This window comes from Actinoplanes solisilvae (genome assembly GCF_003999975.1).
GTDB lineage: Bacteria > Actinomycetota > Actinomycetes > Mycobacteriales > Micromonosporaceae > Actinoplanes > Actinoplanes solisilvae.
This window is the reverse complement of the sequence record NZ_RJAC01000010.1, coordinates 68,386-94,125: the sequence shown is the minus strand read 5'-3', so window position 1 is coordinate 94,125 and position 25,740 is coordinate 68,386. Positions and strand designations below refer to the sequence as shown.

Below are 25,740 nucleotides of genomic sequence, written 5' to 3'. Positions count from 1 at the left end.
CCCGATCGCCCTGGATCCGGGAAATTGGGCTCCGCCCAGCGCGATCCTCAGCCGGCCGTGGCGCGCGGCAGGGAGCGGAACCACGACGTGGGCGGGCTTGGGACGCCAGGGCTGACCGCCGGGGCGGTGACGGGCAGCGCGGCGCAGGGCCACGACGTGCCCGGGTCGAGGATGCGGGGATCGCGTACGCCGTGACGAACGGCGCGGGGCCGAAAAACGACGTGGCCGAACTCGGGATGTGACGAGCCGCGTAGGTGGGCCCCACGGCGCCCGGAACCAGTCGTCCGCGGGATAGGGCTGGGTTCAGGCCGAGGGGCCGCCCGGCGGCCGGGTCTCCGAGCCGGCCGCCGGACCCCAGGCCAGGGCCAGGGTCAGCCGGCTTCGGGTCGCCGAGTCGAACAGTGACGGCCCGAACGCCCGTTGCAGCTGGGTCATGCGATAGCGCACGGTCTGCGGGTGGATGTGCAGCTCAGCCGCCACCGCCTGCCGGTCGCCCATGTGCCTCAGCCAGGCGCCCAGCGTCTCGCTCAGGCGATCGCGTGTCGTCGGGGCCATGCGGTCCAAGGGGGCCAGGGCCTGCTGGCGCAGCGCCTCCAGCAGGCGGGGGTCGCGGTGCACGATCAGGGCGTCCAGGTGGTCCTCGACGAAGACCGGGTCGTCGGTGAGGATGCCGTTGACGCGCAGGCGGGCGGTCAGTTCGGCGAACTGGATGCTGACCGGCAACTGCTCGGTGGCCACCGGGTGGCCGACGACCGCTCCGGTGCCGGCCAGCACCGTCGTCAGCCGCTGGCGGTGGCCGGGGCGCACCGGGTCGGGGACGATCGCGCCGACCAGCGTGCGGCGGCGGATCGGCAGGCAGGCGCTGTCGAGGCGGTTGAGCACCTCGCGGCCCATCGCGTTGTCGTCCGAGAGCAGCACCACCGACGCGACCCGGGGGACGGTCCAGCCGACCCGGGTGGCCGCGGCCTGCACGGCGCTGCTGTCCGAGCGGTCGGAGAGCAGCAGATCGACCAACTGGTCACGCAGGATCTCGCGCTCGGCAACGCTGTGTGACTGTTCCTGCACATAGCCGCGGGCCGAGGCCGACGAGAGCTGGTCGACGAAGGCGAACACGGCCTCGGCCAGGCCGGCCAGCATGTCGGGCTCGACGCCGGTCTCGAGGGCGGCGCTCGACACGTGCCGCCACGCGACCCGGGCGCCGAGCTGGTAGGCCGACAGCAGCGTGGAGACCTCGCGGCCCTCGCGCCACTGGATGCGCCCGACCTCTTCGAACAGCTCGAGGTAGCTGCCGATCGGTTCGCGGCTGTCGGCGCCGTCCTCGGCCATGTCGATGAGCCAGAGGACGAACGCTTTGGCCGCGCCGGTCACCTCGTCCTGCTCGGCCTCCATGAAGGCGGCGTAGTCGGGCCACGTGCCGGCCAGCGTCTGCCGTACCTCGTCGAGCATCTCGGGCAGCCGGCCGAACAGCACGGTGAGCATGCCGTGCAGCTTGGGTTGCTGCCCGAAACCGTCCAGGTATGTGTCGAGCTCCTGGCCAGCACCCGGCCAGGTCTCCGGCTCGTTGCCACCATCGACCGAATCAGATGAACGCATTCCGCACCTACCGAAGAGGTTTTGTACGTCCGTGACAAACAGGGGGTCCCACAACTACCTCCATCTGCGCAGATCATGGCCCTCTTTGCGGAGCACCATCAAGGGATGGCGGAGGGGACGGACGTCACTGTTCGGCGACTGAGCGTGCGGGGAAAGCAGCGTGCGGAGAATTTCCCGGTCGCGCTGCGTGTCCTGCCGCGCCGGTTGCGGGGTCATCTGGAGGCGGTTTACGGATTTGCCCGCACAGTCGACGATCTAGGCGACGAGTCCACCGGTGACAGGTTGGCGAACCTTGCTGCCTTCGCTGCCGACCTGAAGCGAATCTGGGCTGGTCAAACGCCCCGGACGCCCGTTCTGTCGCGGCTGGCGATCACGGTCCGGGAGTGCCATCTGCCCTCCGAGCCGTTCTTCCGGCTGGTCGAGGCGAACCGTCAGGATCAGCGCGTCCACACCTATGCGACCTACGCCGAGCTGCGCGAATACTGCACCCTTTCGGCCGACCCGGTCGGACGAATCGTTCTCGACGTGTTCGCGGTCACGACCGACGAACGGGTGGCCTTTTCTGACGACATATGCACGGCCCTCCAGCTGGTCGAACACTGGCAGGACGTGGCCGAGGACCGCCGCGCCGGCCGAATTTATCTGCCCGCCGAGGACATGGCCCGGTTCTCCGTCGTCCCCGCTGATTTGGACAAATCGGAAACCCCTTCCCGCGTACGGGAATTGCTCGCCTTCGAGACCGACCGAGCGGCCCGACTCTTCCGCCTCGGGGCGCCGCTCGTCGCCGACCTGAGAGGCTGGGCCAAGCTCGCCGTCGGCGGCTTCCTCGCCGGCGGCCTGGCCACGGTGGACGCGTTGCGGCGCGCCGACTACGACGTGCTGGCCGCGACCCCACGCCCGCGCAAGACCCGGGTGCTGCGCCACCTGGTCGCGGAGGTGGCCCGGTGACCACCCTCGAAGAGGCCTACCGGCGGTGCGAAGAGATCACCAGGACCGAGGCGCGCAACTTCTACTACGGCATCCGGCTGCTGCCCGCCGACAAGCGCACCACCCTCTGCGCGGTCTACGCCCTCGCCCGGCGGATGGACGACATCGGCGACGGTGACCTGCCCGTCGGCGACAAGGCGGCCGCGCTGGCCGGGCTGCGCGCCGAGCTCAAGGCGCTGGACGCCAGCACCGACCCGGTGCTGATCGCGGTGGGCGACGCGGTCCGCCGCCACCCCATCCCGCTGGGCGCCTTCGACGAGCTGATCGACGGCGTTGAGATGGACGTCGTCGGGCGCCGCTACGACACGTTCGACGACCTGGTCTCGTACTGCCGCTGTGTGGCCGGGGCGGTGGGCCGGCTCTGCCTCGGCGTCTTCGGCAGCAGGCCGGACCGCGACGCGCCGCTCTACGCCGACCAGCTCGGCATCGCGTTGCAGCAGACGAACATCCTGCGCGACATCCGCGAGGATCTGATCAACGGGCGGGTCTACCTGCCGCAGGAGGATCTAGACCGGTTCGGCGTCAAGCTCGTTCTCGACGACCAGGGCGCGCTGGCCGACGACGACGGCGCGCTGTCCGCGCTCATCCGCTTCAGCACCCGGCGGGCCCGCGACTGGTATCGCGACGGGCTGCGGCTCACCCCGCTGCTCGATTGGCGCAGCCGGGCCTCCTGCCTGGCGATGTCGGGCATCTACCGGCAGTTGCTCAACCGCATCGAGGCGCGGCCGAGCCTGGTGTTCGACCAGCGGCTCTCGCTGTCGGGCCAGGAGAAGGTCGCGATCGCGGTGCGCTCGCTCGCGGGGCGGTCCTCATGACAGGAACGGTGGCCGTGATCGGGGGCGGGCTGGCCGGCATCACCGCGGCGCTGCGCTGCGCTGATGCCGGCACCCGGGTCACCCTGTTCGAGGGCCGCCCACGGCTGGGCGGGCTGACCCACTCGTTCAAGCGCGGCGACCTCGACGTCGACAACGGCCAGCACGTGTTTCTGCGCTGCTGCACGGCCTACCTCGACCTGATCGAACGGCTCGGCGTCACCGGCGACGTGACCGTGCAGCGCCGGCTGGCCATCCCGGTCGTCGCGCCGGGCCGCGCCCCGGTCGTCCTGGGCCGCGATCCGCTGCCCGCGCCCCTGCACCTGGCCCGGTCCCTGCTCGGCTACACGCCGCTGAGCCTGGCCGAACGCGTACGGTTCGTCCGCGCCGCGCTGGCCATGAAGCGCCTCGACGTCGACGCCGCGGCCACCGACGCGCAGAGCTTCGGCGCCTGGCTGGCCGCGCACGGGCAGAGCCGCCGGGCGATCGACGCGATGTGGGACCTGGTCGGCGTCGCGACCCTCAACGCGAGGGCCGACGACGCCTCGCTCGCGCTCGCGGCCAAGGTTTTCCAGACCGGGCTGCTCACCGAGGCGTCCGCGGCCGACATCGGCTGGTCGCGGGTGCCGCTGGGCCGGCTGCACGGCACGGCCGGGGAACTCGCGATGACCGCGGCCGGCGTCGAGGTGCTGACCTCGGCCAAGGTGAGCGCGGTGCGACCGGCCGGCACCGGCTGGCTGGTCGACAGGCGGCCCTTCGACCAGGTGATCAGCGCCGTGCCGCCGGACGTGGCGGCGCGGATCCTGCCACCCGGCGTGCTGCCGGCCGACGGCGGGCTACGCACGTCCCCGATCGTCAACGTGCACGTCGTCTACGACCGCGAGGTGCTCGACCGGCCGTTCGTGGCCGCTATCGACTCGCCCGCGCAATGGATCTTCGACCGCACCGCCGCGTCGGGCCTCACCGAGGGGCAGTACCTCGCCGTGTCGCTGTCGGCCGCCGAGGCCTTCATCGACGTGCCCGTGGCCACCCTGCGTACGTGGATGCTGCCCGCGCTGGAGGACGTGCTGCCCGGCACGCGGGGTGCGGTCGTCCGCGACTTCTTCGTCACCCGCGAACGCCACGCGACGTTCCGGCCCTCGCCCGGCGTCAACCGGCTGCGCCCGTCCGCCACCACCGCGCTGCGCGGCCTGTGGCTGGCCGGCGCGTGGACCGCCACCGGCTGGCCCGCGACGATGGAGGGCGCGGTGCGCAGCGGCGACACGGCCGCGGCCGGAGCTCTGGACCTGTCCGCAACGGGGCGCGCTGCAACCGGCAGCGCCATGTCTACCTTGGACGGTGTGTCGACATGACGACCATGCTGGAGAGCCTGCACCGCAGCCGGGACGCGATCACCCCGGCCATGCGGGCGGCGATCGACCGGCTCGACGCGACGACCCGCTTCCAGGCGGCGTACCACTTCGGCTGGATAGACGCCGAGGGCCGGCCGGACCGGGGCGGCGGCAAGGCCGTGCGGCCCGCGCTCGCGCTGCTCTCGGCCCGGGCCACCGGCGGGACCGGCGAGGTCGGGCTGCCCGGGGCGGTGGCCGTCGAGCTGGTGCACAACTTCTCGCTGCTGCACGACGACCTGATGGACCACGACCGCGAACGCCGCCACCGCGTCACCGTGTGGGCGCAGTGGGGCAGCTCCAGCGCCATCCTCTCCGGGGACGCGCTGCTCGGGCTGGCCCAGGAGGTGCTGCTCGACAGCGGGCTGCCGACCGCCGCACCGGCCGGGCTGTTGCTGGCCCGGGCCACCCGCGAGCTGATCCGGGGACAGGTGCAGGACCTCGCGTTCGAGGAGCGCGAGAGCGTCACCGTCGACGAGTGCCTGGACATGGCGGCCGGCAAGACCGGTTCGCTGCTGGCGGCGAGTGCGGCCATCGGGGCGGTGCTGGCCGGGGCGCCCGCGCCCACGATCGCGGCCCTGGAGACGTACGGGGCGCAATTGGGTCTGGCCTTTCAGCTGGTGGACGACGTGCTCGGCATCTGGGGGGACGCGGCCGTCACGGGCAAGCCGGTCTTCTCCGATCTGCGGGCCGGCAAGAAGTCGCTGCCGATCACGTTCGCGCTGGCGGAGGACCCGTCGATCGCGCTGATCGACCCGGACGACCTGGAGAAGCGGGCCGACGCCATCGAACGGGCCGGCGGACGGCAATGGGCGCTGGACGAGGCGGCGCGGCGCATGAACCTCGGGGAGGCGGCGCTGGCCTCGGTCGAGCTGCCCGAACAGGTGCGGACCGAGCTGGTGGCGCTCGGCCACTTCATCGTGGACCGGGAGGTCTGAGGTGACCACGCAAGTGCGAACGCGCTCCCCGGAGGCCGAGGCGCTCGACCTGGCCGTCGAGCATCTGCGCGGCCTGCAGGACAAGGCCGGGTGGTGGAAGGGCGAACTGGCGACCAACGTCACGATGGACGCCGAGGATCTGCTGCTGCGCGAGTTCCTCGGGGTGCGGAGGGCCGAGGAGACCGCGCGGGCGGCACGCTGGATCCGCTCGCAGCAGCGGGCCGACGGCACGTGGGCGACGTTCCATGGTGGACCGCCCGACCTGTCGACGACGGTCGAGGCGTGGGTCGCGTTGCGGCTCGCGGGGGACGCCGTCGACGAGCCGCACATGGTGCGCGCTCAGCAGTGGGTGCTCGAGCACGGCGGTCTGGAGAGCACGCGCGTCTTCACCCGCATCTGGCTGGCGCTGTTCGGCCTGTGGTCGTGGGACGAGCTGCCCGACATGCCGCCCGAGCTGATCTTCCTGCCGAAGTGGTTCCCGCTCAACATCTATGACTGGGGTTGCTGGGCGCGGCAGACCGTGGTGCCGCTGACCGTGGTCAACGCGATCCGCCCCGTACGTCCGTTGCCGTTCGGCGCCGACGAGTTGCGGGCCGGGCTGCCCGCGCCGGAACCGGCCGCCCCCTGGACATGGAAGGGCGCCTTCCAGCGTCTCGACAAGGGCCTCCACGCGTACGCGAAGAGGCCGAACCGGGATCTGCGGCGCCGGGCCATGCACCGCGCGGCCGAGTGGATCCTGGCTCGTCAGGAGGACGACGGCGGCTGGGGCGGCATCCAGCCCCCGTGGGTCTATTCGCTGCTCGCCCTGCACCTGCTGGGTTATCCGGCCGACCACCCGGCGATGGTGAAGGGGTTCGCCGGGCTCGACGGGTTCCTCGTGCACGAGTCCACCCCGGATGGTCCCGTACGCCGCCTCGAGGCGTGCCAGTCGCCGGTGTGGGACACCGGGCTGGCCGTTATCGCGATGCTCGACGCGGGTGTGCCGGCCGACGACCCCGACCTGCTGCGGGCCACCGACTGGCTGCTCGACGAGGAGATCACGGTCAAGGGGGACTGGTCGGTGCGCCGGCCCGCCCTCGAACCCGGCGGCTGGGCGTTCGAGTTCGACAACGACTACTACCCGGACACCGACGACACGGCCGAGATCGTGCTCGGCCTGCACCGCATCGACCACGACGACCCCGTTCGGTTGCGGGCCGCCGTCGCGCGTGGGGTCGCGTGGACGGTCGGCATGCAGAGCCGGGACGGTGGGTGGGCCGCCTTCGACGCCGACAACATGCGGACGCTCGCCACCAAGCTGCCGTTCTGCGACTTCGGCGCGGTCATCGACCCGCCGTCGGCCGACGTGACCGCGCATGTGGTGGAGATGCTGGCCGCCGTCGGGCTCTCTCATGAAAAACCGGCCAGGCGCGGCATTCTGTGGCTGCTCAAGCACCAGGAGGCGGACGGGTCGTGGTTCGGGCGCTGGGGAGCCAACCACGTCTACGGCACCGGCGCGGTCGTCCCGGCCCTGGTCGCGGCGGGGGTCCATCCGGGCTCGCGGCCGATCCGGCGGGCGGTCGACTGGCTTGTCGAACACCAGAACGCCGACGGCGGCTGGGGTGAGGACCTGCGGTCGTACCGCGACCCGGCGTGGATCGGGCGTGGTGACTCGACGGCCTCGCAGACGGCGTGGGCGCTGCTCGCGTTGCTGGCGGCCGGGGGAGCCGACGAGGCCGTCGATCGCGGGGTCGCCTGGCTGCTCGCCACCCAGCGCTCCGACGGCGGTTGGGACGAACCGCAATTCACGGGTACGGGCTTCCCGCGCGACTTCTACATCAACTACCACCTGTACCGGATCGTCTTCCCGATCACCGCGCTCGGCCGATACGTGGCGAGCCGCTCGTGAGCGCGGTCATCGGCGCCCCGCTCGCGGTCGAACGCCGGTCGGTGTTCGGCGCGGTGCGGCTCGGCATGGGGCGCGCGGCCCGGCTTCCGGCGGGGGACGCCTTCCTCGTGTTCGGGGTGGCCGGCGGGTTGTCGGCTGAGGTGCGGCCGGGGGATCTCGTCGTCGCGCCCGACCCCAGTGCGCCGATGCTGGCGGGTGCGCTGCGGCGGCTGGGGCTGAACGTCCACATCGGGCAAATCGCGACGAGCGATCGTCTTGTGACCGGTGCCCGCCGTGCTCGCCTGGCCGCCACCGGCGCGCTTGCAGCCGACATGGAAAGCGACCTCCTGCGGGCGCAGGCCGGGGATCGGCCCTTCGCCACGGTTCGCGCCATCACCGACTCGGTCGGCGCGCCGCTCTGGTCGTTCGGGACGCTGCGACGGGGCGCACGAGGGCTGGGGGTCCTGAAGGACGCCGCGCCGGCACTGCGGCAATGGGCGGCGGCGACCGGACCGCGTGATGTTCTGCTGGCCGCTCCGCGCTCGTTCTGTGCCGGCGTCGAGAGGGCGATCGAGGTCGTCGAGCGGGCGCTGGAGACCAGGGGTGCGCCCGTCTACGTGCGGCGGCAGATCGTCCACAACGCCCACGTCGTGCGGCGGTTGAGCGACCTCGGGGCCGTCTTCGTCGAAGAGGTCGACGAGGTGCCGCCCGGCGCGACCGTCGTGCTTGCGGCCCACGGTGTGGCGCCCATCGTGCGCAGCGATGCCTCCGATCGCTCCCTGGATGTCATCGACGCGACCTGCCCGCTGGTCACCAAGGTGCACACCGAGGTGAAACGGTACGCGGGACGCGGCGACACGGTGTTCCTCATCGGGCACGGCGACCACGAGGAGGTCGTCGGCACCCTGGGGGAGGCTCCCTCGCAGGTCGTGCTGGTCGAGGACGTCGCCGCGGCGGGCCGGGTGACCGCCCCCGATCCGCGCCGGGTGGCGTACGCGATGCAGACCACGCTGGCCGTGGACGAGGCCGAAGAGATCGCCTCGGTGCTGCGGGAGCGTTTCCCGGCGCTGCACGGGCCGCGCCGCGAGGACATCTGCTATGCCACCACCAACCGCCAGCAGGCCGTACGGGCCATCGCCCGCGGTTGCGACCTGGTGCTGGTCGTGGGCTCGGTCAACTCCTCCAACTCGCTGCGCCTCGTCGAGGTCGCCGAGCGCGAGGGGACCGAGGCCCACCTGGTCGAAGACTTGAGCGAGGTCGATCTGGCCTGGCTGGAGAACGCCCGCACGGTGGGCATCACGGCCGGGGCGTCCGCCCCGCCGAACCTGGTCGACGAGGTCGTCGCCGGCCTCGCCGGGCTCGGGCCGGTCACGGTCCGCGAAACGAGTGTCGGCGACGAGAACATCCGGTTCACACTGCCCAAGGAGGTGAGCTAGACATGGGAATGCCTTTCCGGCAGACCGTGCGGCTCGGCCAGTACGTCGTTCAGCAGAAGCTGAAGGGCACCGAACGCTACCCGCTCCTCGTCGAGCTCGAGCCGCTGTTCGCCTGCAACCTCAAGTGCATCGGCTGCGGCAAGATCCAGCAGCCGCACCAGCTGCTCAAGCAGCGCATGCCGGTCGAGCAGGCGGTCGGCGCGGTCGAGGAGAGCGGCGCGCCGATGGTCTCCATCGCGGGCGGCGAACCGCTGATGCACCCGCAGATCGACGAGATCGTGCAGCAGCTCCTGGACAAGAAGAAGATCGTCTTCCTGTGCACGAACGCCGTGCTGGTCCCGAAACACCTGCACAAGTTCAAGCCGCACAAGAACTTCACGTGGATGGTGCACGTCGACGGCCTGCGCGAACGCCACGACCTGTCGGTCTCCAAGGACGGTGTCTTCGACCAGGCCGTCGAGGCCATCAAGGCGATGAAGGAGGCCGGCTTCCGGGTGATGACGAACAGCACGTTCTTCAACACCGACAGCCCGCAGACCATCATCGACGTGCTCGACTACCTCAACGACGAGCTCGGCGTCGACAACATGCAGATCAGCCCCGCGTACGCCTATGAGAAGGCACCCGACCAGGAACACTTCCTGGCCGTCGAGGAGACCCGCGAGCTGTTCGCCAAGGCCTTCGCCGGCGGCCGGCGCAAGAAGTGGCGGCTCAACCACTCGCCGGTCTTCCTCGACTTCCTCGAGGGCAAACGCGACCTGGACTGCACCCCGTGGGGCATCCCGTCGTACTCGCTGCTCGGCTGGCAACGCCCGTGCTACCTGCTGGCCGACGGCTACGCCAAGACGTACAAGGAGCTCATCGAGACCACCGACTGGGACAAGTTCGGCCGGGGCAAGGACGAGCGCTGCAACAACTGCATGGCCCACTGCGGATACGAGCCGACCGCGGTCATCGCCACCCTCGGCTCGCTGAAACAGTCCCTGCGTGCCGCCGTGAGCGTGTAGCCATGACACTTCAGATCGACACCCCGTTCCGCCTCGACACGGTCACCTGCCCCGCCGACCTGCGCGCCATGCCCGCTCGCGCCATGCCCGCGCTGGCCGCGCAGATCCGCCGGCGGCTCATCGACACGGTCAGCCGTACGGGCGGGCACCTGGGCCCCAACCTGGGCGTGGTCGAGCTGACCATCGCGCTGCACCGGGTCTTCGACTCGCCCCGCGACGCGATCCTGTGGGACACAGGCCATCAGGCGTACGTCCACAAGCTGCTCACCGGGCGCAGTCTCGACTCGCTGCGGCAGGGCGGCGGGGTGTCGGGCTATCCACGTCGGCTGGAGAGCTCGCATGATCTGGTCGAGAACTCGCACGCCTCGACCGCGCTGTCGTACGCCGACGGGCTGGCCAAGGCGTTCGCGTTGCAGGGCTTCCTCGACCGCGCGGTGGTCGCCGTGGTCGGTGACGGGGCGATGACGGGTGGGATGTGCTGGGAGGCGCTGAACAACATCGGCGCGTCCCCGCTGCCGGTCGTCGTGGTGCTGAACGACAACGACCGCTCGTACTCGCCGACGGTCGGGTCGGCCCACGCGGCGCTGCCCTCGATTCTGTCGTCGCTCGGGCTGGCCTACGTCGGGCCGGTGGACGGGCACGACGTGGGGGCGGTCGAGGCCGCGCTCGTGTCGGCGCGGGCGCTGGGCCGGCCGGTTGTCGTGCACTGCCGCACGGTCAAGGGCAAGGGGTACCCGGCGGCCGAGGCCGAGAAGTACGACCGGATGCACGCGATCAGCCCGCCACCGTCGTCGTCGAAGTCGGTGTCAGCGCCCGCCTCGGTGTCGTGGACGAGCGTGTTCGGGTCGGCGCTGTCGGCGCTGGCCGCCGCACGACCCGAGCTGGTGGCGATCACGGCCGCGATGCTGCACCCGACGGGACTGGGGGAGTTCGCCTCGACGTACCCATCAAGGGTCTTTGATGTGGGGATCGCCGAACAGCACGCGGTGACGTCGGCGGCGGGACTGGCGATGGGCGGCATGCACCCGGTCGTGTGTCTCTACGCGACGTTCCTCAACCGCGCGTTCGACCAGGTGCTGATGGATGTCGCGCTGCATCAGCTGCCGGTGACGTTCGTGCTCGACCGGGCGGGCGTGACAGGGAGCGACGGGCCCTCGCACAACGGGATGTGGGATCTGTCGCTGCTGTCGATGGTGCCCGGGATGCGGGTGGCGGCCCCGCGTGACGGGGACACGCTGCGGCGGCTGCTGGCCGAGGCAGTCGACTGGCCAGGGCCGGCGGTGCTGCGGTTCCCGAAGGCCGACATCGGGGCGCCGCTGCCGGCCATCGGGCACATCGGGGAAGCGGACGTCCTCTACGGCTCGCCCGATGCTCCGGTGCTGCTGCTGGCGACCGGGCCGTTGGCCTGCCCGGCCATCAACGCGGCCCGGCGCCTCTCCCAGGACGGGATCGACGTACGGGTGGTGGACCCGCGCTGGGTCCTGCCGATCGACCCGGATCTGGCCGAGGCCGCCTCGCGCGCTCGTCTGGTCGTCACGGCGGAGGACGGCGGGGTGGCCGGGGGGTTCGGAGCGGCGGTCGTACGCGCTTGCCCCGACAGTCGGGTCGAGGTGCTCGGTCTGCGGCAGGAGTTCCTCGACCACGGCTCGCGCGGCGCCCTGCTCTCCGAACACGGCCTGGACGAGCCCGGCATCACCGCCGCGATCAGGAGGGCGCTCGCCTAGGCAATCAGAGGCAAGTCCATGTCCTGCTCGGCGCCGGCGGGCCAGATCAGGTGGTCGTTGACAAGACCGGTGCTCCACTCCTGATCGGTCGCGAGTCCGACCAACCGGCCCAGTATCACGCCCGGATCGATCCACTTGAGATCGATGCCGTCGAAAGCCTCCACGGGCGAGGCGCCGTCGTTGTTGTCCAGGAACGCACGAACCTCATCGACCCCTGGCGCCCGGAAGTAGTCGCACAGCACGCCCATCGTCATCCCCGTTCTTCGCGGCCGGCGATCATCGTGCTAGGTCGCGCCGGGGTGGGCAACCCCGTGTCCCGCGCACCCCGTATCGGCCTGTGTCTGCCGGCGCGGACGTCCTGCTGTCCTGATTGACTGGCCCGATGCGGACCGAGGAACTTCAGGGCATCGCGGCGGCGCTGGGCAGCAGGATCGTGACGACCTCCGTGCTGGCGGGCGGCTTCTCGCACGAGACGTGCCTGCTCACGCTGGCCGACGGGCCGGTTGTCGTCCGGTTCGGAGGGACGGATCCGGTTGTCGAGGCCGGGGTTATGGCCGCTGCTCGCCGGCAGGTGCCGGTCCCGGACGTCCTGCTGGTCGTGCCCGACAAGACTGAGCTCGGACGACCAGCCATGGTCATCGAGTACGTGGACGGCGTCGTCCTGAGCGAGGTGCTCGATCGAGGTGGGCTGGCCCGGCCCGAGGCCGGTGCGCTCGGGGCCGAGGTGGGCCGGGCCGTCGCGGGTGTCGCCGCCGTCGCCTTCGACCGTCCGGGTTTCTTCACGGACGGTGACCTCACGGTCAAGGAAGAGAGGCCGTGGTCGCAGCAACTGGTCGAGGTCGCCGAGAGTTGCATGGCCGCGGTTCCCGGAAGCCGCCTCGACGGCGAGGTGCGGCGCGCTTGGGTGCGGCTCTGCGAGGCCAACCCACCGGTGCTGAAGGACGTCGACGGCCACAGCCGGCTGGTGCACGCCGACGTCAACCCGAAGAACATCATGGTCTCCCGGGCCGGTGGCGGTTGGCGGGTGGCGGCGTTGCTCGACTGGGAGTTCAGCTACTCGGGTTGCTCGTACGGTGATGCCGCGAACATGGCCCGCTTCGGAGCCGATTATCCCGCCGGGTTCCTGGACGGTTTCCGGGCGGGATTCGCAGAACGCCAGCCCGCGGACCTACCGCTGATCGACGGTTGGGCCTATGCGGGGCGGGTACTCGACACGTTCGCGTTGAGTGACCTCGTGACTCGCCCGGTCGGGCATGTCGTCGCTGACCAGGCGGCCGAGCAGATCCGCCTCTGGGTTCGCCACGGCGTTCCGGACAGTGTTATGCACCGGCGGCCGCGGTGACGCCACGGGCCAAGCCGCGGCGGCTGTGGTTGATCACGCCCGGAACGACGCGGTGAACGCGACGTCGGCGTAGGTCGATATGTGATCGTCCTCCGGGCAGAAAAGGTCGTCGCAGATCCTGGCCCGCGAAATTTCGGCCGCAGGGATCAGGTCGTCGAGGCGCGGTAGACGGCGGTGATCGCGGCGTCCAGTGTCCGGTTGAACTCGTCGTCGGTCTGCTGCGCGCGCAGGTCCTGGACGAGCGCGCGCGAGAAGCTGGCGATCAGGCCGTGGTCGCGGGCCAGCCGCGTGTCGGCCTCCTCCTGGCTGTAGCCGCCGGACAGCGCGACCACACGCAGCACCTTCGGGTGGCCGATGAGCTCGGCGTAGAAGTCGTCGACGGTCGGGATCGAGAGCTTGAGCATCACGGCGCTCCCGTCGGGAATCACCTGAAGACGGTCGAGGATTCCCGCTTTCAGCAACTCCTCGGCGTGCGCCTTCTCGGTGCTGCGGATGTCGATCTCGGGTTCGAGGATCGGCACCAGCCCGGCGTCGAGGATCTCCTGCGCGTAGTAGAACTGCTGGTCGAGCACGGTCTTGATGCCGCCGGCCGACGCCCGGCTGACGAACGAGCGCATTTTCGTCCCGAACATCCGGCGCTCGACGGCCCGGGCGAGCAGGCTGTCGAGCTTCGTGAAGGGCTTCATCAGCCGTACGCCGTCCGACGGGTCCGCGAGGCCCTCGTCCACCTTGACGAACGGCACGACGCCTTTGCGTTCCCACAGATAGTCGGGGGAGGGGATGCCGTCGACGTCGCGATCCATCGTCTGCTCGAACAGGATCGCCCCCAGGACACGCTCCCCGCCGAACACCGGCGACGTCATGATCCGCGCACGGAACGTCTGCATGAGGTCGAACATTTCGGTTTTATCGCCATATGACGATGGCGGTATTCCGTAAAGCTCCAGCGCCTTCGGCGTGCTGCCCCCACTCTGATCGAGGGCCGCCAGGAACCCGGCTCCTTCGGCGATCCTTGCCCGCTGCTCGTTCCGCATGTCTCCCCCGTACCCGGCTTCCCCGGAGCGCATGCTCAGGGCAGGTGCAACGTTCCCGTGGCACTGATCGTGGCGCCGCCCGAGAGTACCGGGGTGGTGCCGTCGAGCCGCACCTCGAGCCGGGACGGGCGGCCGATGAGGTGGCCCTGCATGATCGCGACGGTGTCGCCGGCCACGCCGTGCTTGTGCAGCAGGCTGGCCAGCGGGCCTGCGGCGGTGCCGGTGGCCGGGTCCTCGGTGATCCCGGCGACCGGGTTGAAGAACCGGGCGTACGCGGTGTCGCCCGCCTCGATCGGGTTGAGCGAATAGACGTAGCAGCCCTCACCACCGGCGGCCAGCAGCAGCTCGCGCAGGGCCGCCGTGTCGGGTGACGCCGCGTCGACCGTCGCTCGGTCACGCACGCCGACCATCAGGTGGCCCGCCCCGGTGTCCACCACCTGCGCTACCGGCAACGCCGCAGAAGCGCCCATCGCCGCGCCGGGCACCCCCAGCGCCTTCGCGAGCGGAGCCGCCTCGACCGTGTCGCCGTACCGGGCCGGTTCCTGACGCATCGCGATCCGGTCCGACTCGACCTCGACGGGCAGCACCACGCTGCCCAGTTGCTGATGCCAGACTCCCGACCGGTCGAGGCGGCCGTTGGCGGCCAGCCACCACCACGCGCCGAGCGCGTTGTGACCGGCGCCGAACACCTCGACCCCGGCCGGCGTGAACGACCGAAGCTGATGATCGGCGCCGGGCCGGGTCGCGGCGACCAGGAACGTCGTCTCGGACTGGTTGAACTCCTTGGCGATGCGGGGCAGGACCGCCTCGTCGAGGTCGTCGGCGTCCGGCACCACCGCCAGGGGGTTCCCGGCCAGCGGCCGGTCGGAGAAGACATCCACCAGCGCGAACGAAACGGTCTTCATCGACCGACCTTAACCGGCGAGATCAACCGAGGTCGCGCAGATCGACCGGGTCCCCAGCCCGGGGACCCGATCAGCGGGCGCGGGCCAGCGCCCAGTCGAGGGCCTTGTCGGCGACCTGTTCCCAGCCGGGCTCGCCGCAGGTCCAGTGGGAGCGGTCGTCGAATTCGAAATACTCGGTGACGGTCGTCCTGCCCTTGTAGTGGTGGGCGTTCGACTTGTTCACCGACGGCGGCATGATGTGGTCGGCGCCCCCGGCGATGAACAGCAGCGGCGCCCTCTCCTCGTTGTGGAAGTCGACCCACGTCTCCTGCTTGCCCGGCGTGAAGTTCGCCAGCAGACCGTACGACCACACCCAGCTGCCCGGCGCCGGAATCGCGTAACGGTTGTAGGCCGCCAGCGAGTCCTCTTCGGACAGCGTGTTCGTGAAGGCGTAGTGCCACTGCTCGGGCGTGAACCCGGCCGCCTGGTGACGTTTCGCCGGGTTGTTCAGGATCGGGAACAGCGACTTGATCTGCGACGGCGGGTTGACCCGGATGCCCTCGGGCGGGGCCGAGTCGATGACCACACCGGCGACGCCGTGGCCGCGGTCGAGCAGCAGCTGGGTCAGGGTGCCGCCGAACGAGTGCCCCATGATGATCGGCTTCTCGGGCAGCGCCGCGATGACCTTCTCCAGGTGGGCGATCGTCTCGGGCACGGTGACCGTCGCGATCGGCGTCGTGTCGGCGCGCAGGGCCTCGACCTCGACCTCGAAGCCCGGATAGGCCGACGTGACCACGGTGTGGCCTTTGCCCTCGAGGTACGGGACCCAGGCCTCCCAGCTGCGCGGGGTCACCCACAATCCGTGGACCAGGACGATCGTGCTCATCGCGCGGCCTGGATGATGACCCGGGTGGTCGCGCGGGGCTGCGAGATCATCGCGACGTGTGAGGCGTCGACCTCGCTGATGTGCGACTTCGCCCGCTTGGCCATGAAACGTTGGGCGGCGGCCGGGATGACCTGGTCGTCGCGGGAGACCTGGAACCACGACGGGATGGTCTTCCAGCCGGGCGCGCCGGATTTCTGGTCGAACGTGGCCAGGTCGCCGGGGCGCTGGGAGGCGGCCATGAAGTCCGCGGTGCCGCGGGGCAGGTCACCGGCGAAGATCTCGCGGAAGACGCCGGTCTTGATATAGCCGTCGGCGCCGCCGGGGTAGGGCCGGATGTCGAGCACGGGCGGGCCGAGCCGGCTGCCCGGGAAGCGGCCGGCCAGCCCACCGACCGTGTCGCCCTGATCCGGCGCGAAGGCCGCGATGTAGACGAGCGCTTTCACATTGGCGTTGCCGGTCGAGGCGTTGGTGATGACGAAACCGCCGTACGAGTGCCCGACCAGCACGAGCGGGCCCTTGAGCGTGGCGAGAATGCTGCGCAGGTACGCCGAGTCGCCGGGAACGCTGCGCAAGGGATTGGCCGGGGCGATCACGGTGTAGCCGTCGCGCTGCAGCGAGCGGGCTACGTCGTGCCATCCGGAAGCGTCGGCGAAGGCGCCGTGGACCAGCACGATCGTCGGCCGGGGCCCGCGCGAGGCGGAGGCGGCGGTGGCGGGCAGTCCGGCGGCCAGCGCGCCGGTGGCGGCGGCTCCGGCGAGCACGGTTCGGCGGGTGGGTGACATGGTCAGGCTCCGTTCAACGAGGCGGTGCACCGCGACGCGGCGCAGGCGGGACGAGACGGGGCGGGGCGGGGGCGGGGTTGATCCAGCTGGACACGACTGCCTGACCGTAACGAGATCGTGACCGGCGCAAACGGCCCTGTCCGCACGGTTGTCGGCTCACGCCGCAAGAAGTTGATCCCGACGCCATTGACGAGGCGTCACCCCGTACCGCGCCTTGAATCGACGGGTGAAATGGGTGGGATCGCGAAAACCCCAGCCCAGTGCGATGGTGGCGATGGGCAGATGTCGCCGGTCGGGGAGGGTCAGCTCCTGCCGGACCCGCTGCAACCGCTCGCTGATGATCCACTGCTCGAGGCTGAACCCGGCCTCGGCGCAGAGCTTGTAGAGCTGCCGCTCGGAGATCCCGTGGGCCGCCGCGACGAGCCCGGGGGAGAGGGCGGCGTCGGCGAGATGCTGCCGGGTGAACGCCCGGATCCGGGTCAGCAGTGTCTCGACGTAGACCGGCCGTCCGGAGCGCGCCGCCGAGACCAGCAGCGCCCGGGCCAGATCGACGCTGGCCGCCGCCGCGGCCGCCGAGGCCGAGTCGCCCGTGATGGCCGCCGGGTCGCGGGCCAGCTCAGCGATGTGCGCCGCGACCAGCCCGTAGAGGGGGCTGGCGGTCACCTCGGAGGCGGCCCGCCGCACCAGGTCCAGAGGCAGACCCAATTGGTCGTACGGGATCTGCAGCGCCCCGGCCCCGCCGTCACCCGACCACGAGTAGTCGTATGGCGCGGACAGGTCGACGACGAGCAGTTCGCCCGGCGGCACGACCCGCTGCCGCCCGCCCTGCTCGATGCGCCCCTCGACCCGCTGCTGCACGGCCAGCGCCACCACCGGCATCCCGTCCTGCCGGGCCAGCTTGGCCGTGCGCAGCAGCCGGATCCCCGTCGAGCGCTGCGTGAAGATGGTGGCCGCCCCGAAGTCCCACACCTCCATGCGCGCTTGCACCGGCCCGTCCGGGTCCTCGTGCAGCACGTGGCAGGGCGCGGAGGCGTACATCATCGCCGCGTGCACGGCCTCCACGCGCTCGGCGGCGGGCAGGTCGGCGGTGTCGAGCACAAACCCCATGAGGGGCAGCCTCGCACCGTGATCAGGGCGAGCGCATCAGTCGGTAAGCACCGGAAGCACAATGTGTGACCCGTCGTGCAGCACTTCGAAGTCGCACGGGCGACCGGCGGTGGCCACCCCGAACGGCTCGGCGGTCCCCATGTTGCGGGCATAGCGGGGGAAAGCGCCGCCGCTGACCTGCACGCGCAGCCGATGCCCGGTCCTGAATCGATAGGCGGTCGGGAACAGTTCGACGCCGACCGTCCCGCCCTCGAACTCGGTGAGCCGCCGGATCCCGTCCACCACGTTGCGCGAAACGCCCTTCTCGTCCACGTCGCAGAGGCGCACGAACACATCGGCGTACGGGATCGACGTGCGCACGTTGACCGAGGCGCGCACCGGTCCCACGACGTCCACCGGAGCGGCAAGCACCGGTCCGGTGAAGACCAGCACGTCGGGACGCTCCTCGACGATCCGGTTGTCGGCCTGTTTGCCCGGCGGTTGCAGCATCGGCCCGCCCACGGTCGGCGTCGGATTCGCCGGGTCGTAGGTGAACCGGCCGGCCGACGAGTCCGGCGACAGGCCGAGCCGCCCCTCGTCGTTGAGATGCCAGACCTGATCCCGTACGCCCGAAGGTGGCCATTCCTGAAACTCGAGCCATCGATCGGCGCGTTGCAGATGGACGCGCACCGGGGCCCCCGACGGCGCCGGACCGCCGCGCAGGTGATGGTCGAGCCACACCGTGTCGGTCTGCAGGATGGTGCGCAGCTCACCGGGTTCGCCGTGCAGCCACGGCCCGACGACCAGCCGCGCCGGCACCCCCGCGGCCCGCAGAGCGGTGTAGTCGGCCAGGTTCCCGCGCAGGAACAGGTCCCACCAGCCGGTGACCATGCTGACCGGGGGCATGCGCGTGAGGTCGGCGCCGTCGTGGTCGGCCTGCGACCAGAACTCGTCACCCGGCTGTGCGTGCTCCACGAAGTCGCGCCAGAACGGCACCGGCGCGCCCGCCACCGTCACGTCGACCGCCTGCAACGGCAACCGCCCCAGCGCCCGCCGCACCCGCGTCCTCACCCGCGGGTCAGGCATCCCCGCGAGCAGGCCCGGCTGCTCCTGCCGGCCGATCTGCGCGCTCCAGCTCAGCGCCGTGTGGATCGACGGCGTGCCCTGCTCGTAGAACAGCCGGTTGGTCACGTTGGCCGACGTGATGTGCGGCGCGACGCAGGTCAGGGGCGGATCCGCGTACGGCGCGACGGCCCACTGGGTGTGCCCGAAGTAGCTGCCGCCGGCCATCGCGATGCGCCCGTCGCACCAGGGTTGTTCCCGCAGCCACGCGACCGTCGCGAGCCCGTCGTCCTTCTCGGTCGTGAACGGCCGGAACTGGCCCCCCGACCCGAACGTCCCCCGCGTGGCCTGCACGAAGACCTGATGCCCGCGCCTCGCGAGGGGCGCCGCGAACAGGTTCCCGTACGCCCCGCCCCGGCCGTACGGCACCCGGATGAGCACGACCGGCATCGGCCTGTCCGCGCCGACGGGCCGGTAGTGGTTGGCCATCAGCGTGACGCCGTCCGGCATCGGCACGGCGACGTCCTCGCGCATCTCGTACGGCACCGCCGATCTCGGCAGCCCGAGGGCGATGTCAGCCAGCAGACCGGTCAATCGGCTCATAATCGCCATGTTCGCAACATAGCCGGAAGCGCCGGGAACAGCGTGAGGACCACCCCCGTCGCGGTGATCCAGATCGGCAGCGACGGCGGGATCTCCAGGAACGTGACGATGCCGAGGATGCGGTGCAGGCCCCACGGCAGCAGCGCGAGCTGGTCGTTCCACGCGGTCAGGGATCGTTCCAGGCCGACCGACCAGATCAGGCTTCCCCCGCCGCCTGCCACTGCTCACGAGCCGTCGCCGAGCCGGTGTCGAGCCACTGCGCGCGCCGCAGCACCATCGCGCGATACGCGCCCAACGTGCCGTACAGATCGCTCTGAAACTCGAGTGTGTCCAGCAACTGTTGCCGCAGCGCCGGATCACGCCATTTCGCCGGGTCGACCGCGGCCACGGCGATTCGCTGCTCGTGCGCGAGAGCGATCGCCCGCTCGCCGTCCGCGAGGGTCGCCTCAACCTCGTCGCGCCCGATGGCGTAGATCGTGTCGAGCACGGAGGAATCACCGGTGACGATGTCCCATTCGAAGATCCACATCATCGGCGGCGGTTCCAGCCCGAGCGCCTTCACCGCATTCTCCGCGTAGGGCCGCAGATAGAGCCCTTTCGTCACCGCCTCGCGCGACACCGCGAACATCCGGCTCATCGTGGCCACGGTCGCGGGATCGGCCGAGAACGTCTGCCGTACCCAGTCGGCGGTCACCTCGGCCGGGTCCGAGTCCGGCGCCCGGGCGAGACGACCCATCGCGTACGCGTTCAGGTCGTAGAGCTGCCAGAATCCCGTACGCAGATACAGCGTCCGGGGGCCCGCCCGCAACGGCCCACCGTCCTGAGTCCATAGCCAAACACCCTCGATGTTCTTGTTCCGAGCCAGCAGATCACGCAGTGCCGAGGTGTGCAGCGCCGTCAGGTCATTGGGCAGCGCCCCGAACCCCTCGAACTCGCGCCGCCCCTGAAACTCGACGATCCGCCGCTGCGAGCCCACCCCGAGCGTCGAATTGAGCGGCAGGTGACTGTAGAAATCGCCGAGCGTGAACTTCGTCGACACGATCAGGCGCGGATCATCAAGACCCCCGAGCACTTCCTCGTACGACGCCGGGTTCGTATGCAGATCGCCGACCGCCCCGACCCCGACCGTCCACGACCGGAAGATGATGTCGCGCCCGCTCTCACCGGCCACCGCCAGAAAACCCTTCAGCATCGCGCGAACCTGTTCCGGCGTGGTCACCGCGATCCGCGAGAAGTAGTCCCATCCCGGCGCGCGATAGGCCGACCCGCCCTCACCGATCCGCACCATCAGCCCCGACGCGAACGGCATGCTCGCGAACAGCTCCCGAAGCCCGGCCTGATAAACCGGCCACGGATCGTCGCGCCCCGACAGATAGGCGTCGAGCGGCCCCGAGAGCGCCAGCATGTCGATCAGAAAGAAAACCTTGAAACCCATGGTTCCCGCGTACGAGAACACGGGCGCGAACGCGTCGACCAGTGCTCGCGCGCGAGCAACATGCGGGTCCCCGGACCGATAAACGCCCAGCCCGTCGAACGTCACGTATTCAAGAAACCCCGGCACGACCACAGCGTTGTAGCCCTGCGCCGCGGCATGGTCGACGAACTGCCGGAACTGCACGGCGATCCGCTCGACGGCGGCCCGATCGGCCCAGGGTGCCTCCGGCAGCAGCGCGCCCGTCACGATGTCGGTGTTGAGCGAATAATCAGAGCCGCCACGCCACGCGGCCGGGTCGTCATCACGCCCGACGGAACCCGCGTCGGTGAGGCGCAGCCCCAGCCTCGGCGTCACCGCCCCGGTGGTGAGTGCTCGCCCCGAGCGGAGCTGGTCGGCCACCGCGTACAGGCCGGCGGCCGCCCCCGCCTCACCCGGCGCGGTCAGCGTGAGGCCGTCGAGCCGATAGCTCTCCTCATCGCTGTCGCCCGCGACGACCACCCGCAGCACACCCGGCCCGTCGCCGGCCTCGGTGACCGCCTCTGCCGCGACGTCGAGCCGGTGCGAGCGGCGGTTCATCGTCACCGACCCGATCGGCGCGGCGACGGGGGGGGAGCGCGGCGGGGCCGCGCCCGACGGCTCGGCCATCACCGTCGCCGGCGTCCACGAGAGGCGCAGCGCACTGTCCAACCCGTACGCCACGCCGGCGCCCAGGGCGAGCAGCAGAACCACGACCAGAAGACGCCGCATGCCTCTTCTTAGATCACCGAGGTGTGAGGCGTCCACACCTCTTCGGCTTCCGGCGGTGGTGACGGCCCCCGATGCGGCCGCGCTGGAATGGGCGGGAGCCTGGAGGGATGCGAGTTGTCGTGATCGGTACGGGAACGCTCGGCTCTGCCCTGGCCGAAGCGCTCTACGAGGCGGAACACGAGGTCGTCCGGGTCTCCCGGTCGGGGGACGAGAAGGCCGACGTCACCGACCGGGCCAGCCTCGACGACCTGTTCACCCGGATCGGCACCTTCGACGCGGTCGCCTGCGCGGCCGGCGACGTCTTCCCCGGCCCGCTGGTCGACTCGACCGACGACCAGTGGCGGGATTCGTTGCGCTCGAAGGGAATGGGCCAGATCGACGCCGTGCGCAGCGCGCTGCCGTACATCGCCGACGGTGGCTCGTTCACCCTCGTCTCCGGCATCCTGGGCGACGAGGTGACCCGTGCGATGACCATCGGCGCGACCGTCAACGGCCTGGTCGAGTCGTTCGTCCGCGCGGCCGCGACCGAGCTGCCCCGGGGCCTGCGCATCAACTGCGTCAGCCCGACCGTCCTCGTCGAGTCGCCGCAGTACTACCCGTACTTCCCCGGCTTCGTCCCCGTTCCCGCCCGCGACGTGGCATTGGCCTACCTGCGCCTGATGAGCAACCCGTACAACGGCGAGATCGTGCGCCTGCACCGGGTCGGGTGAGCCGCGATGCCGGCCCGGCTGCCCGACCCGCGGGGCGTCCCCGAGTTCCTGAGCGTGCTGCCCGACCCGCTGGTTCGGATGCTGCCCACGCGAACGGCACCGTGCGGCCGTTCATCCAGTTCGCGCGCACGCTCAGCACCGCGTCGCCACTGTCCTTGAGGTCCCGCTGACCGAGGTCGACGGCGGAGGCAAGCTGTCGCGCCTCAACCCGTGACGAGCGCGGTCAACTCGGTCAGGTTCTGGGCGCCGGCAACCGCGCGGTCGACCACCGGGCTCGCGCTCGCGCCCAGATGCTCGACCGCCTCACCGAACAACCGCAGGTCGTCCAGTTCGAGTTCCTGGAAGTGCCCGGCGTTGCCCGTCGTGATGACCGGCCCGACGGCGGCGAGCGCGACGCTGCCCGCCGAGCCCGATCGCAACACCTCCAGCAGGCCCGGCACCGGCACGCCCAGCGCGACGGCCAGCCGCAGCACCTCGAGGGCGTTCTGGTGGTTCATCGCCATGAGCGCGTCGCTGACCAGCTTCGCTTGCTGACCGCAGCCGGACGGTCCGACGTGCACAACGGTTGTGGCAAAGCTCGCGAAGAGCGGGCCCAGCCGGCTCACGGTCGCGGTGTCGCCCCCGGCGATCGCGGTGAGCTGCCTGTTCTGCGCGGCGACCGGCCCGCCGCTCACCGGAACATCGAGGAACGTCACCCCGTACGGTGTGCTGATCCCCGCGAGCCGTCGCGCCTCCTCCGGCAGGCCGTTCGCGAAGTTCACGACCGCGCTGCCGGGCCGCATCGCCTTGAGCAACCCGTCGTCGACGAGGGTCCGCGAGTTCCCGGCGTCGTCGAGGAAGAGCCCGACTACGTCGCTGATCCGCGCGAGCCCGGGCAGGTCAGCGCCCGCGGGCTCGTCCACCACGTGCAGCGGATACCCGTTGTCGGCGATCGCGCGGGCGATCGGCGCGCCCTCGTCGCGGGAACCGATGAAGCCCACCGTGTACGTCATGAGGTCAGGCCCCCAGCAGGGCGGTGAGCTCGTTCAGCCCCCGCGCCCCGGCGACCGCCCGGTCGACCACCGGCTTGGCGGCGTCGCCGAGCGAGGCGGTCGCTCCGGCGAACAGGTTCATGTCCACCAGCTCGAGCGTCTGCAGGTGAGCCACGTTCTGCGAGGTGACCGACGGTCCGATCGCCTGCAGCGCGAAGCTCGACGCCGACCCGCTCAGCAACACCTCGAGCAGCGGCGGGATCGGCAGGCCGAGCGACCCGGCCAGCCGGAACACGTCGAGCGCGTTCTGGTGATTCATCATCATCAGGGTGTTGTTGAACAGCTTGCCGAACTGGCCCGAACCGGCCGGCCCGACCGCGATGACCTTCTTCGAGAACGTGGCGAACAGCGGCGTGAGCCGCTCGACGACCTGCGGGTCACCGCCGACGATCGTGGTGAGCTGCCGGGCGACCGCGACCGCGTGGCCGCCGCTGACCGGCGCGTCGACCACATCGACGCCGTAGGGGGCGGCCAGCTCGGTCAGGTGCCGCGCCTGCTGGGGCAGCCCGGTGCCGTGATTGACCAGCACAGCACCGCGGCGCATGCCGGCCAGCAGGCCGCCGTCGGTCGCGATCGCGACGTTGTCAGCGTCCGTGCGCAGGCAGAGCCCGACGACGTCGCAGGCCGCGGCGAGCGCGGCGACGGTGGGCTGAACGGTGTGCGGGTACGTGTCGAGCACCTTGAGCGACTCGGGGCGGCGGGCCCAGACGTGCAGTGGGTAGCCGGCGTCGGCGATGGCCTGGGCGATCGGTGCGCCCTGGTCGCCGAGCCCGATGAATCCGATGACGGGCATGAGAGATCCTTCTGAGAAGTTCAGGCTTGGGGCTGGGCGACGCTGCGCACGGCGGCGATGAGCGCCGCCCGGTGCTGTCGCAGGCGGGCCGGGGAGGTCTTCTCCTCGCCCGCGGCCACCCGCAGGGCCGACGGCGCGCTGAGCCAGCTCTCGGTCATGCGCAGCACGATCGCGAACAGGTCGGCCGCCGGGATGTCGTCGCGCAGGCGGCCCTCGCGCTGTGCGGCCGTGACCGTTGACAGCCGGTCGCGATAGCGCTCGACCTCGGCGTCGGACGGCTCGGCCCGCTCGAAGGCGACCCAGACGGCGATGCGGCGGGCCTGCGGGTTGGCCAGCACGTAGTCGAAGCGGGTGGCGGCGAACTTCGCCAGGTCGCCGTCGGTCAGCGGCACCGCGCTGATCATCATGCGGGCCTGGTCGTCGACGACGGCGTCGAAGAGCCTGTCCTTGTCGCCGTAGTAGACGTAGATCAGGCGCTTGTTGACCCCGGCGCGCTCGGCGATGCGGTCGATGCGGGCGCCGGCCAGGCCGAACTCGGCGAACTCGACGGTCGCGGCACTCAGCAGGAGCGCCTTCGAGTTGCCGGAACCGCGGGGGCGCGGTTCCCGCTCAGCCGTCGAAGCGGACATCCCGCCACCCTAACGTCCTTACCAGGGGATCGTCCCCTTGGCGTCGAACAGCCCGCCGGTGGGGCCGTCCGGGCCGATCTGGGCCATCCGCACGAGGATCTCGGCGCCCTCCTCGACCGTCTGGGTGCCGGCGTGGAAGTTGAGGTCGGTGGCGGTGAAACCCGGGTCGACCGCGTTGATGCGTACGCCGGGGTACGCCTTCGAATATTGAACCGTGAGCATGTTGACGGCCGCCTTCGACGACGGGTAGACGACGTCCGGGTAGAAGTGGGCCGGGTTCGCCGGGTCGATCAGATCGCGCATCAGCGACGCGCCACTGCTCACGTTGACCACGACCGGGGCGGGGGAGTCCCGCAGCAGCGGCAGGAACGCGTGCAGCATGCGGACCTGGCCGAACACGTTGGTCTCGAACACCTCGCGGAACAGGTCGGCGGTCACCTCGGGGGCCGGGATGAACCCGCCGTCGGGCCGGCGGGGTTCGATCCCGGCGTTGTTGACGAGCACGTCGAGCCCGCCCTCCGTCTCGATCGTCTTGGCCGCGGCGGTCACGGACGCGTCGTCGGTGACGTCGAGCTGGACAAAACGGGCGCCCAGCCGGTCGGCCGCCGCACGACCACGGCCGGTGTCCCGGGCGGTGACATAGACGGTGTGCCCGGCCGCGATCAACTGCCGGGCCGCCTCGTGGCCGAGACCCTTGTTCGCGCCGGTAATCAGGACTGTAGACACCTCTGGCCTCCGGGTTTAGCGTAACTAACTGGATAGTGATGCGATGGCCTTCGGAAGGGGGCGACCAACAGATGCGTTCCGTTCGCCGCCCCCTCAACCGTGACATCGCTGTCAACACCAGAGTCGCCCCGCTCGCGGCGGCCCACATCGTCCGGCTGACCACCGATCCGCGAGGCTTCGTCGCCGCCCCGGGACCCCGGGCCGTGGGCGCGTCCGTCGCCGGCATTGAGTCATCTCG

Annotated in this window: 24 protein-coding genes; 10 read left to right on the top strand and 14 right to left on the bottom strand. The window is 70.8% G+C overall.

All coding sequences use genetic code 11. From position 1 onward, the window contains the following. Nucleotides 1–303: 303 nt before the first annotated feature. Nucleotides 304–1,593 (bottom strand): PucR family transcriptional regulator, encoded by a 1,290-nt coding sequence (locus EER30_RS24395; RefSeq protein ID WP_205650395.1) that lies wholly within the window; start codon nucleotides 1,591–1,593, stop codon nucleotides 304–306. A gap of 105 nt (nucleotides 1,594–1,698) precedes the next feature. Between EER30_RS24395 and hpnC the strand changes: the two genes are divergently transcribed. The 8 genes from hpnC to EER30_RS24355 all read left to right on the top strand — a co-directional run bounded on the left by hpnC (nucleotide 1,699) and on the right by EER30_RS24355 (nucleotide 11,752). Then, nucleotides 1,699–2,541, top strand: coding sequence for a squalene synthase HpnC (gene hpnC, locus EER30_RS24390; RefSeq protein ID WP_127502870.1), 843 nt, complete (start codon nucleotides 1,699–1,701; stop codon nucleotides 2,539–2,541). After that, on the top strand, nucleotides 2,538–3,395 hold the full coding sequence (gene hpnD, locus EER30_RS24385; protein WP_127502869.1) for a presqualene diphosphate synthase HpnD: 858 nt from the start codon (nucleotides 2,538–2,540) through the stop codon (nucleotides 3,393–3,395). The genes hpnC and hpnD overlap by 4 nt, the downstream gene beginning before the upstream one ends. After that, complete coding sequence (hpnE, locus tag EER30_RS24380; RefSeq protein ID WP_127502867.1) at nucleotides 3,392–4,744, top strand: hydroxysqualene dehydroxylase HpnE; 1,353 nt, start codon at nucleotides 3,392–3,394, stop codon at nucleotides 4,742–4,744. The genes hpnD and hpnE overlap by 4 nt, the downstream gene beginning before the upstream one ends. Then, nucleotides 4,741–5,718, top strand: coding sequence for a polyprenyl synthetase family protein (locus tag EER30_RS24375; RefSeq protein ID WP_127502865.1), 978 nt, complete (start codon nucleotides 4,741–4,743; stop codon nucleotides 5,716–5,718). The genes hpnE and EER30_RS24375 overlap by 4 nt, the downstream gene beginning before the upstream one ends. Before the next feature lies 1 nt (nucleotide 5,719). Beyond that, nucleotides 5,720–7,606, top strand: coding sequence for a squalene--hopene cyclase (shc, locus tag EER30_RS24370; RefSeq protein WP_127502864.1), 1,887 nt, complete (start codon nucleotides 5,720–5,722; stop codon nucleotides 7,604–7,606). 464 nt (nucleotides 7,607–8,070) lie between these two features. Continuing rightward, a complete protein-coding gene (gene ispH, locus EER30_RS24365) occupies nucleotides 8,071–9,021 on the top strand; it encodes a 4-hydroxy-3-methylbut-2-enyl diphosphate reductase (RefSeq protein ID WP_240670286.1) in 951 nt (316 codons plus the stop codon). Between the two features lie 2 nt (nucleotides 9,022–9,023). Further along, the gene (hpnH, locus tag EER30_RS24360; protein WP_127502863.1) at nucleotides 9,024–10,028 is read left to right on the top strand and encodes an adenosyl-hopene transferase HpnH; all 1,005 of its coding nucleotides are present in this window, start codon (nucleotides 9,024–9,026) and stop codon (nucleotides 10,026–10,028) included. A 2-nt stretch (nucleotides 10,029–10,030) separates the two neighbouring features. Next, entirely contained in the window at nucleotides 10,031–11,752 is a 1,722-nt protein-coding gene (locus EER30_RS24355) for a 1-deoxy-D-xylulose-5-phosphate synthase (protein WP_127502861.1), read from the top strand. On the opposite strand, the gene EER30_RS24350 is transcribed toward EER30_RS24355, so the two are convergent. Next, nucleotides 11,749–12,006: a hypothetical protein gene (locus EER30_RS24350; RefSeq protein WP_127502860.1), complete on the bottom strand. Its 258-nt coding sequence runs from the start codon at nucleotides 12,004–12,006 to the stop codon at nucleotides 11,749–11,751. The genes EER30_RS24355 and EER30_RS24350 overlap by 4 nt on opposite strands. A gap of 128 nt (nucleotides 12,007–12,134) precedes the next feature. Here EER30_RS24350 and EER30_RS24345 point away from each other — a divergent pair, with 128 nt between their 5' ends. After that, nucleotides 12,135–13,094, top strand: a complete 960-nt coding sequence (locus EER30_RS24345; RefSeq protein WP_127502858.1) for a phosphotransferase — start codon at nucleotides 12,135–12,137, stop codon at nucleotides 13,092–13,094. A gap of 146 nt (nucleotides 13,095–13,240) precedes the next feature. On the opposite strand, the gene EER30_RS24340 is transcribed toward EER30_RS24345, so the two are convergent. From EER30_RS24340 to EER30_RS24305, 8 genes are all read right to left on the bottom strand, one after another. After that, on the bottom strand, nucleotides 13,241–14,128 hold the full coding sequence (locus EER30_RS24340) for a fructose bisphosphate aldolase (protein ID WP_127502856.1): 888 nt from the start codon (nucleotides 14,126–14,128) through the stop codon (nucleotides 13,241–13,243). 35 nt (nucleotides 14,129–14,163) lie between these two features. Next, entirely contained in the window at nucleotides 14,164–15,033 is an 870-nt protein-coding gene (locus EER30_RS24335; RefSeq protein ID WP_127502855.1) for a PhzF family phenazine biosynthesis protein, read from the bottom strand. A gap of 70 nt (nucleotides 15,034–15,103) precedes the next feature. Then, nucleotides 15,104–15,898 carry an alpha/beta hydrolase gene (locus EER30_RS24330; protein ID WP_127502854.1) on the bottom strand — a complete coding sequence of 265 codons (795 nt, stop codon included), beginning with the start codon at nucleotides 15,896–15,898 and terminating at the stop codon, nucleotides 15,104–15,106. Next, on the bottom strand, nucleotides 15,895–16,680 hold the full coding sequence (locus EER30_RS24325; protein WP_127502853.1) for an alpha/beta fold hydrolase: 786 nt from the start codon (nucleotides 16,678–16,680) through the stop codon (nucleotides 15,895–15,897). Before EER30_RS24325 ends, EER30_RS24330 begins: the two co-directional genes overlap by 4 nt. A gap of 156 nt (nucleotides 16,681–16,836) precedes the next feature. Continuing rightward, on the bottom strand, nucleotides 16,837–17,787 hold the full coding sequence (locus EER30_RS24320; protein WP_127502851.1) for a helix-turn-helix domain-containing protein: 951 nt from the start codon (nucleotides 17,785–17,787) through the stop codon (nucleotides 16,837–16,839). Nucleotides 17,788–17,823: 36 nt separating this feature from the next. Next, nucleotides 17,824–19,431 carry a CocE/NonD family hydrolase gene (locus EER30_RS24315; protein ID WP_127502849.1) on the bottom strand — a complete coding sequence of 536 codons (1,608 nt, stop codon included), beginning with the start codon at nucleotides 19,429–19,431 and terminating at the stop codon, nucleotides 17,824–17,826. Beyond that, the gene (locus EER30_RS24310) at nucleotides 19,428–19,652 is read right to left on the bottom strand and encodes a hypothetical protein (RefSeq protein ID WP_127502847.1); all 225 of its coding nucleotides are present in this window, start codon (nucleotides 19,650–19,652) and stop codon (nucleotides 19,428–19,430) included. The genes EER30_RS24315 and EER30_RS24310 overlap by 4 nt, the downstream gene beginning before the upstream one ends. Then, nucleotides 19,628–21,613 (bottom strand): hypothetical protein, encoded by a 1,986-nt coding sequence (locus EER30_RS24305; protein WP_127502846.1) that lies wholly within the window; start codon nucleotides 21,611–21,613, stop codon nucleotides 19,628–19,630. The genes EER30_RS24310 and EER30_RS24305 overlap by 25 nt, the downstream gene beginning before the upstream one ends. A 107-nt stretch (nucleotides 21,614–21,720) precedes the next feature. Between EER30_RS24305 and EER30_RS24300 the strand changes: the two genes are divergently transcribed. Continuing rightward, nucleotides 21,721–22,323 (top strand): short chain dehydrogenase, encoded by a 603-nt coding sequence (locus EER30_RS24300; RefSeq protein ID WP_127502845.1) that lies wholly within the window; start codon nucleotides 21,721–21,723, stop codon nucleotides 22,321–22,323. Between the two features lie 203 nt (nucleotides 22,324–22,526). On the opposite strand, the gene EER30_RS24295 is transcribed toward EER30_RS24300, so the two are convergent. Genes EER30_RS24295 through EER30_RS24280 form a run of 4 tightly spaced genes read right to left on the bottom strand, consistent with a single transcriptional unit; the run spans nucleotide 22,527 to nucleotide 25,502 of the window. Continuing rightward, entirely contained in the window at nucleotides 22,527–23,315 is a 789-nt protein-coding gene (locus tag EER30_RS24295) for an NAD(P)-dependent oxidoreductase (protein WP_127502843.1), read from the bottom strand. Between the two features lie 4 nt (nucleotides 23,316–23,319). After that, complete coding sequence (locus EER30_RS24290; protein WP_127502841.1) at nucleotides 23,320–24,147, bottom strand: NAD(P)-dependent oxidoreductase; 828 nt, start codon at nucleotides 24,145–24,147, stop codon at nucleotides 23,320–23,322. A gap of 20 nt (nucleotides 24,148–24,167) precedes the next feature. Then, on the bottom strand, nucleotides 24,168–24,776 hold the full coding sequence (locus EER30_RS24285) for a TetR/AcrR family transcriptional regulator (RefSeq protein ID WP_127502839.1): 609 nt from the start codon (nucleotides 24,774–24,776) through the stop codon (nucleotides 24,168–24,170). An 18-nt stretch (nucleotides 24,777–24,794) separates the two neighbouring features. Further along, a complete protein-coding gene (locus EER30_RS24280) occupies nucleotides 24,795–25,502 on the bottom strand; it encodes an SDR family NAD(P)-dependent oxidoreductase (RefSeq protein WP_127502837.1) in 708 nt (235 codons plus the stop codon). Nucleotides 25,503–25,740: the final 238 nt, after the last annotated feature.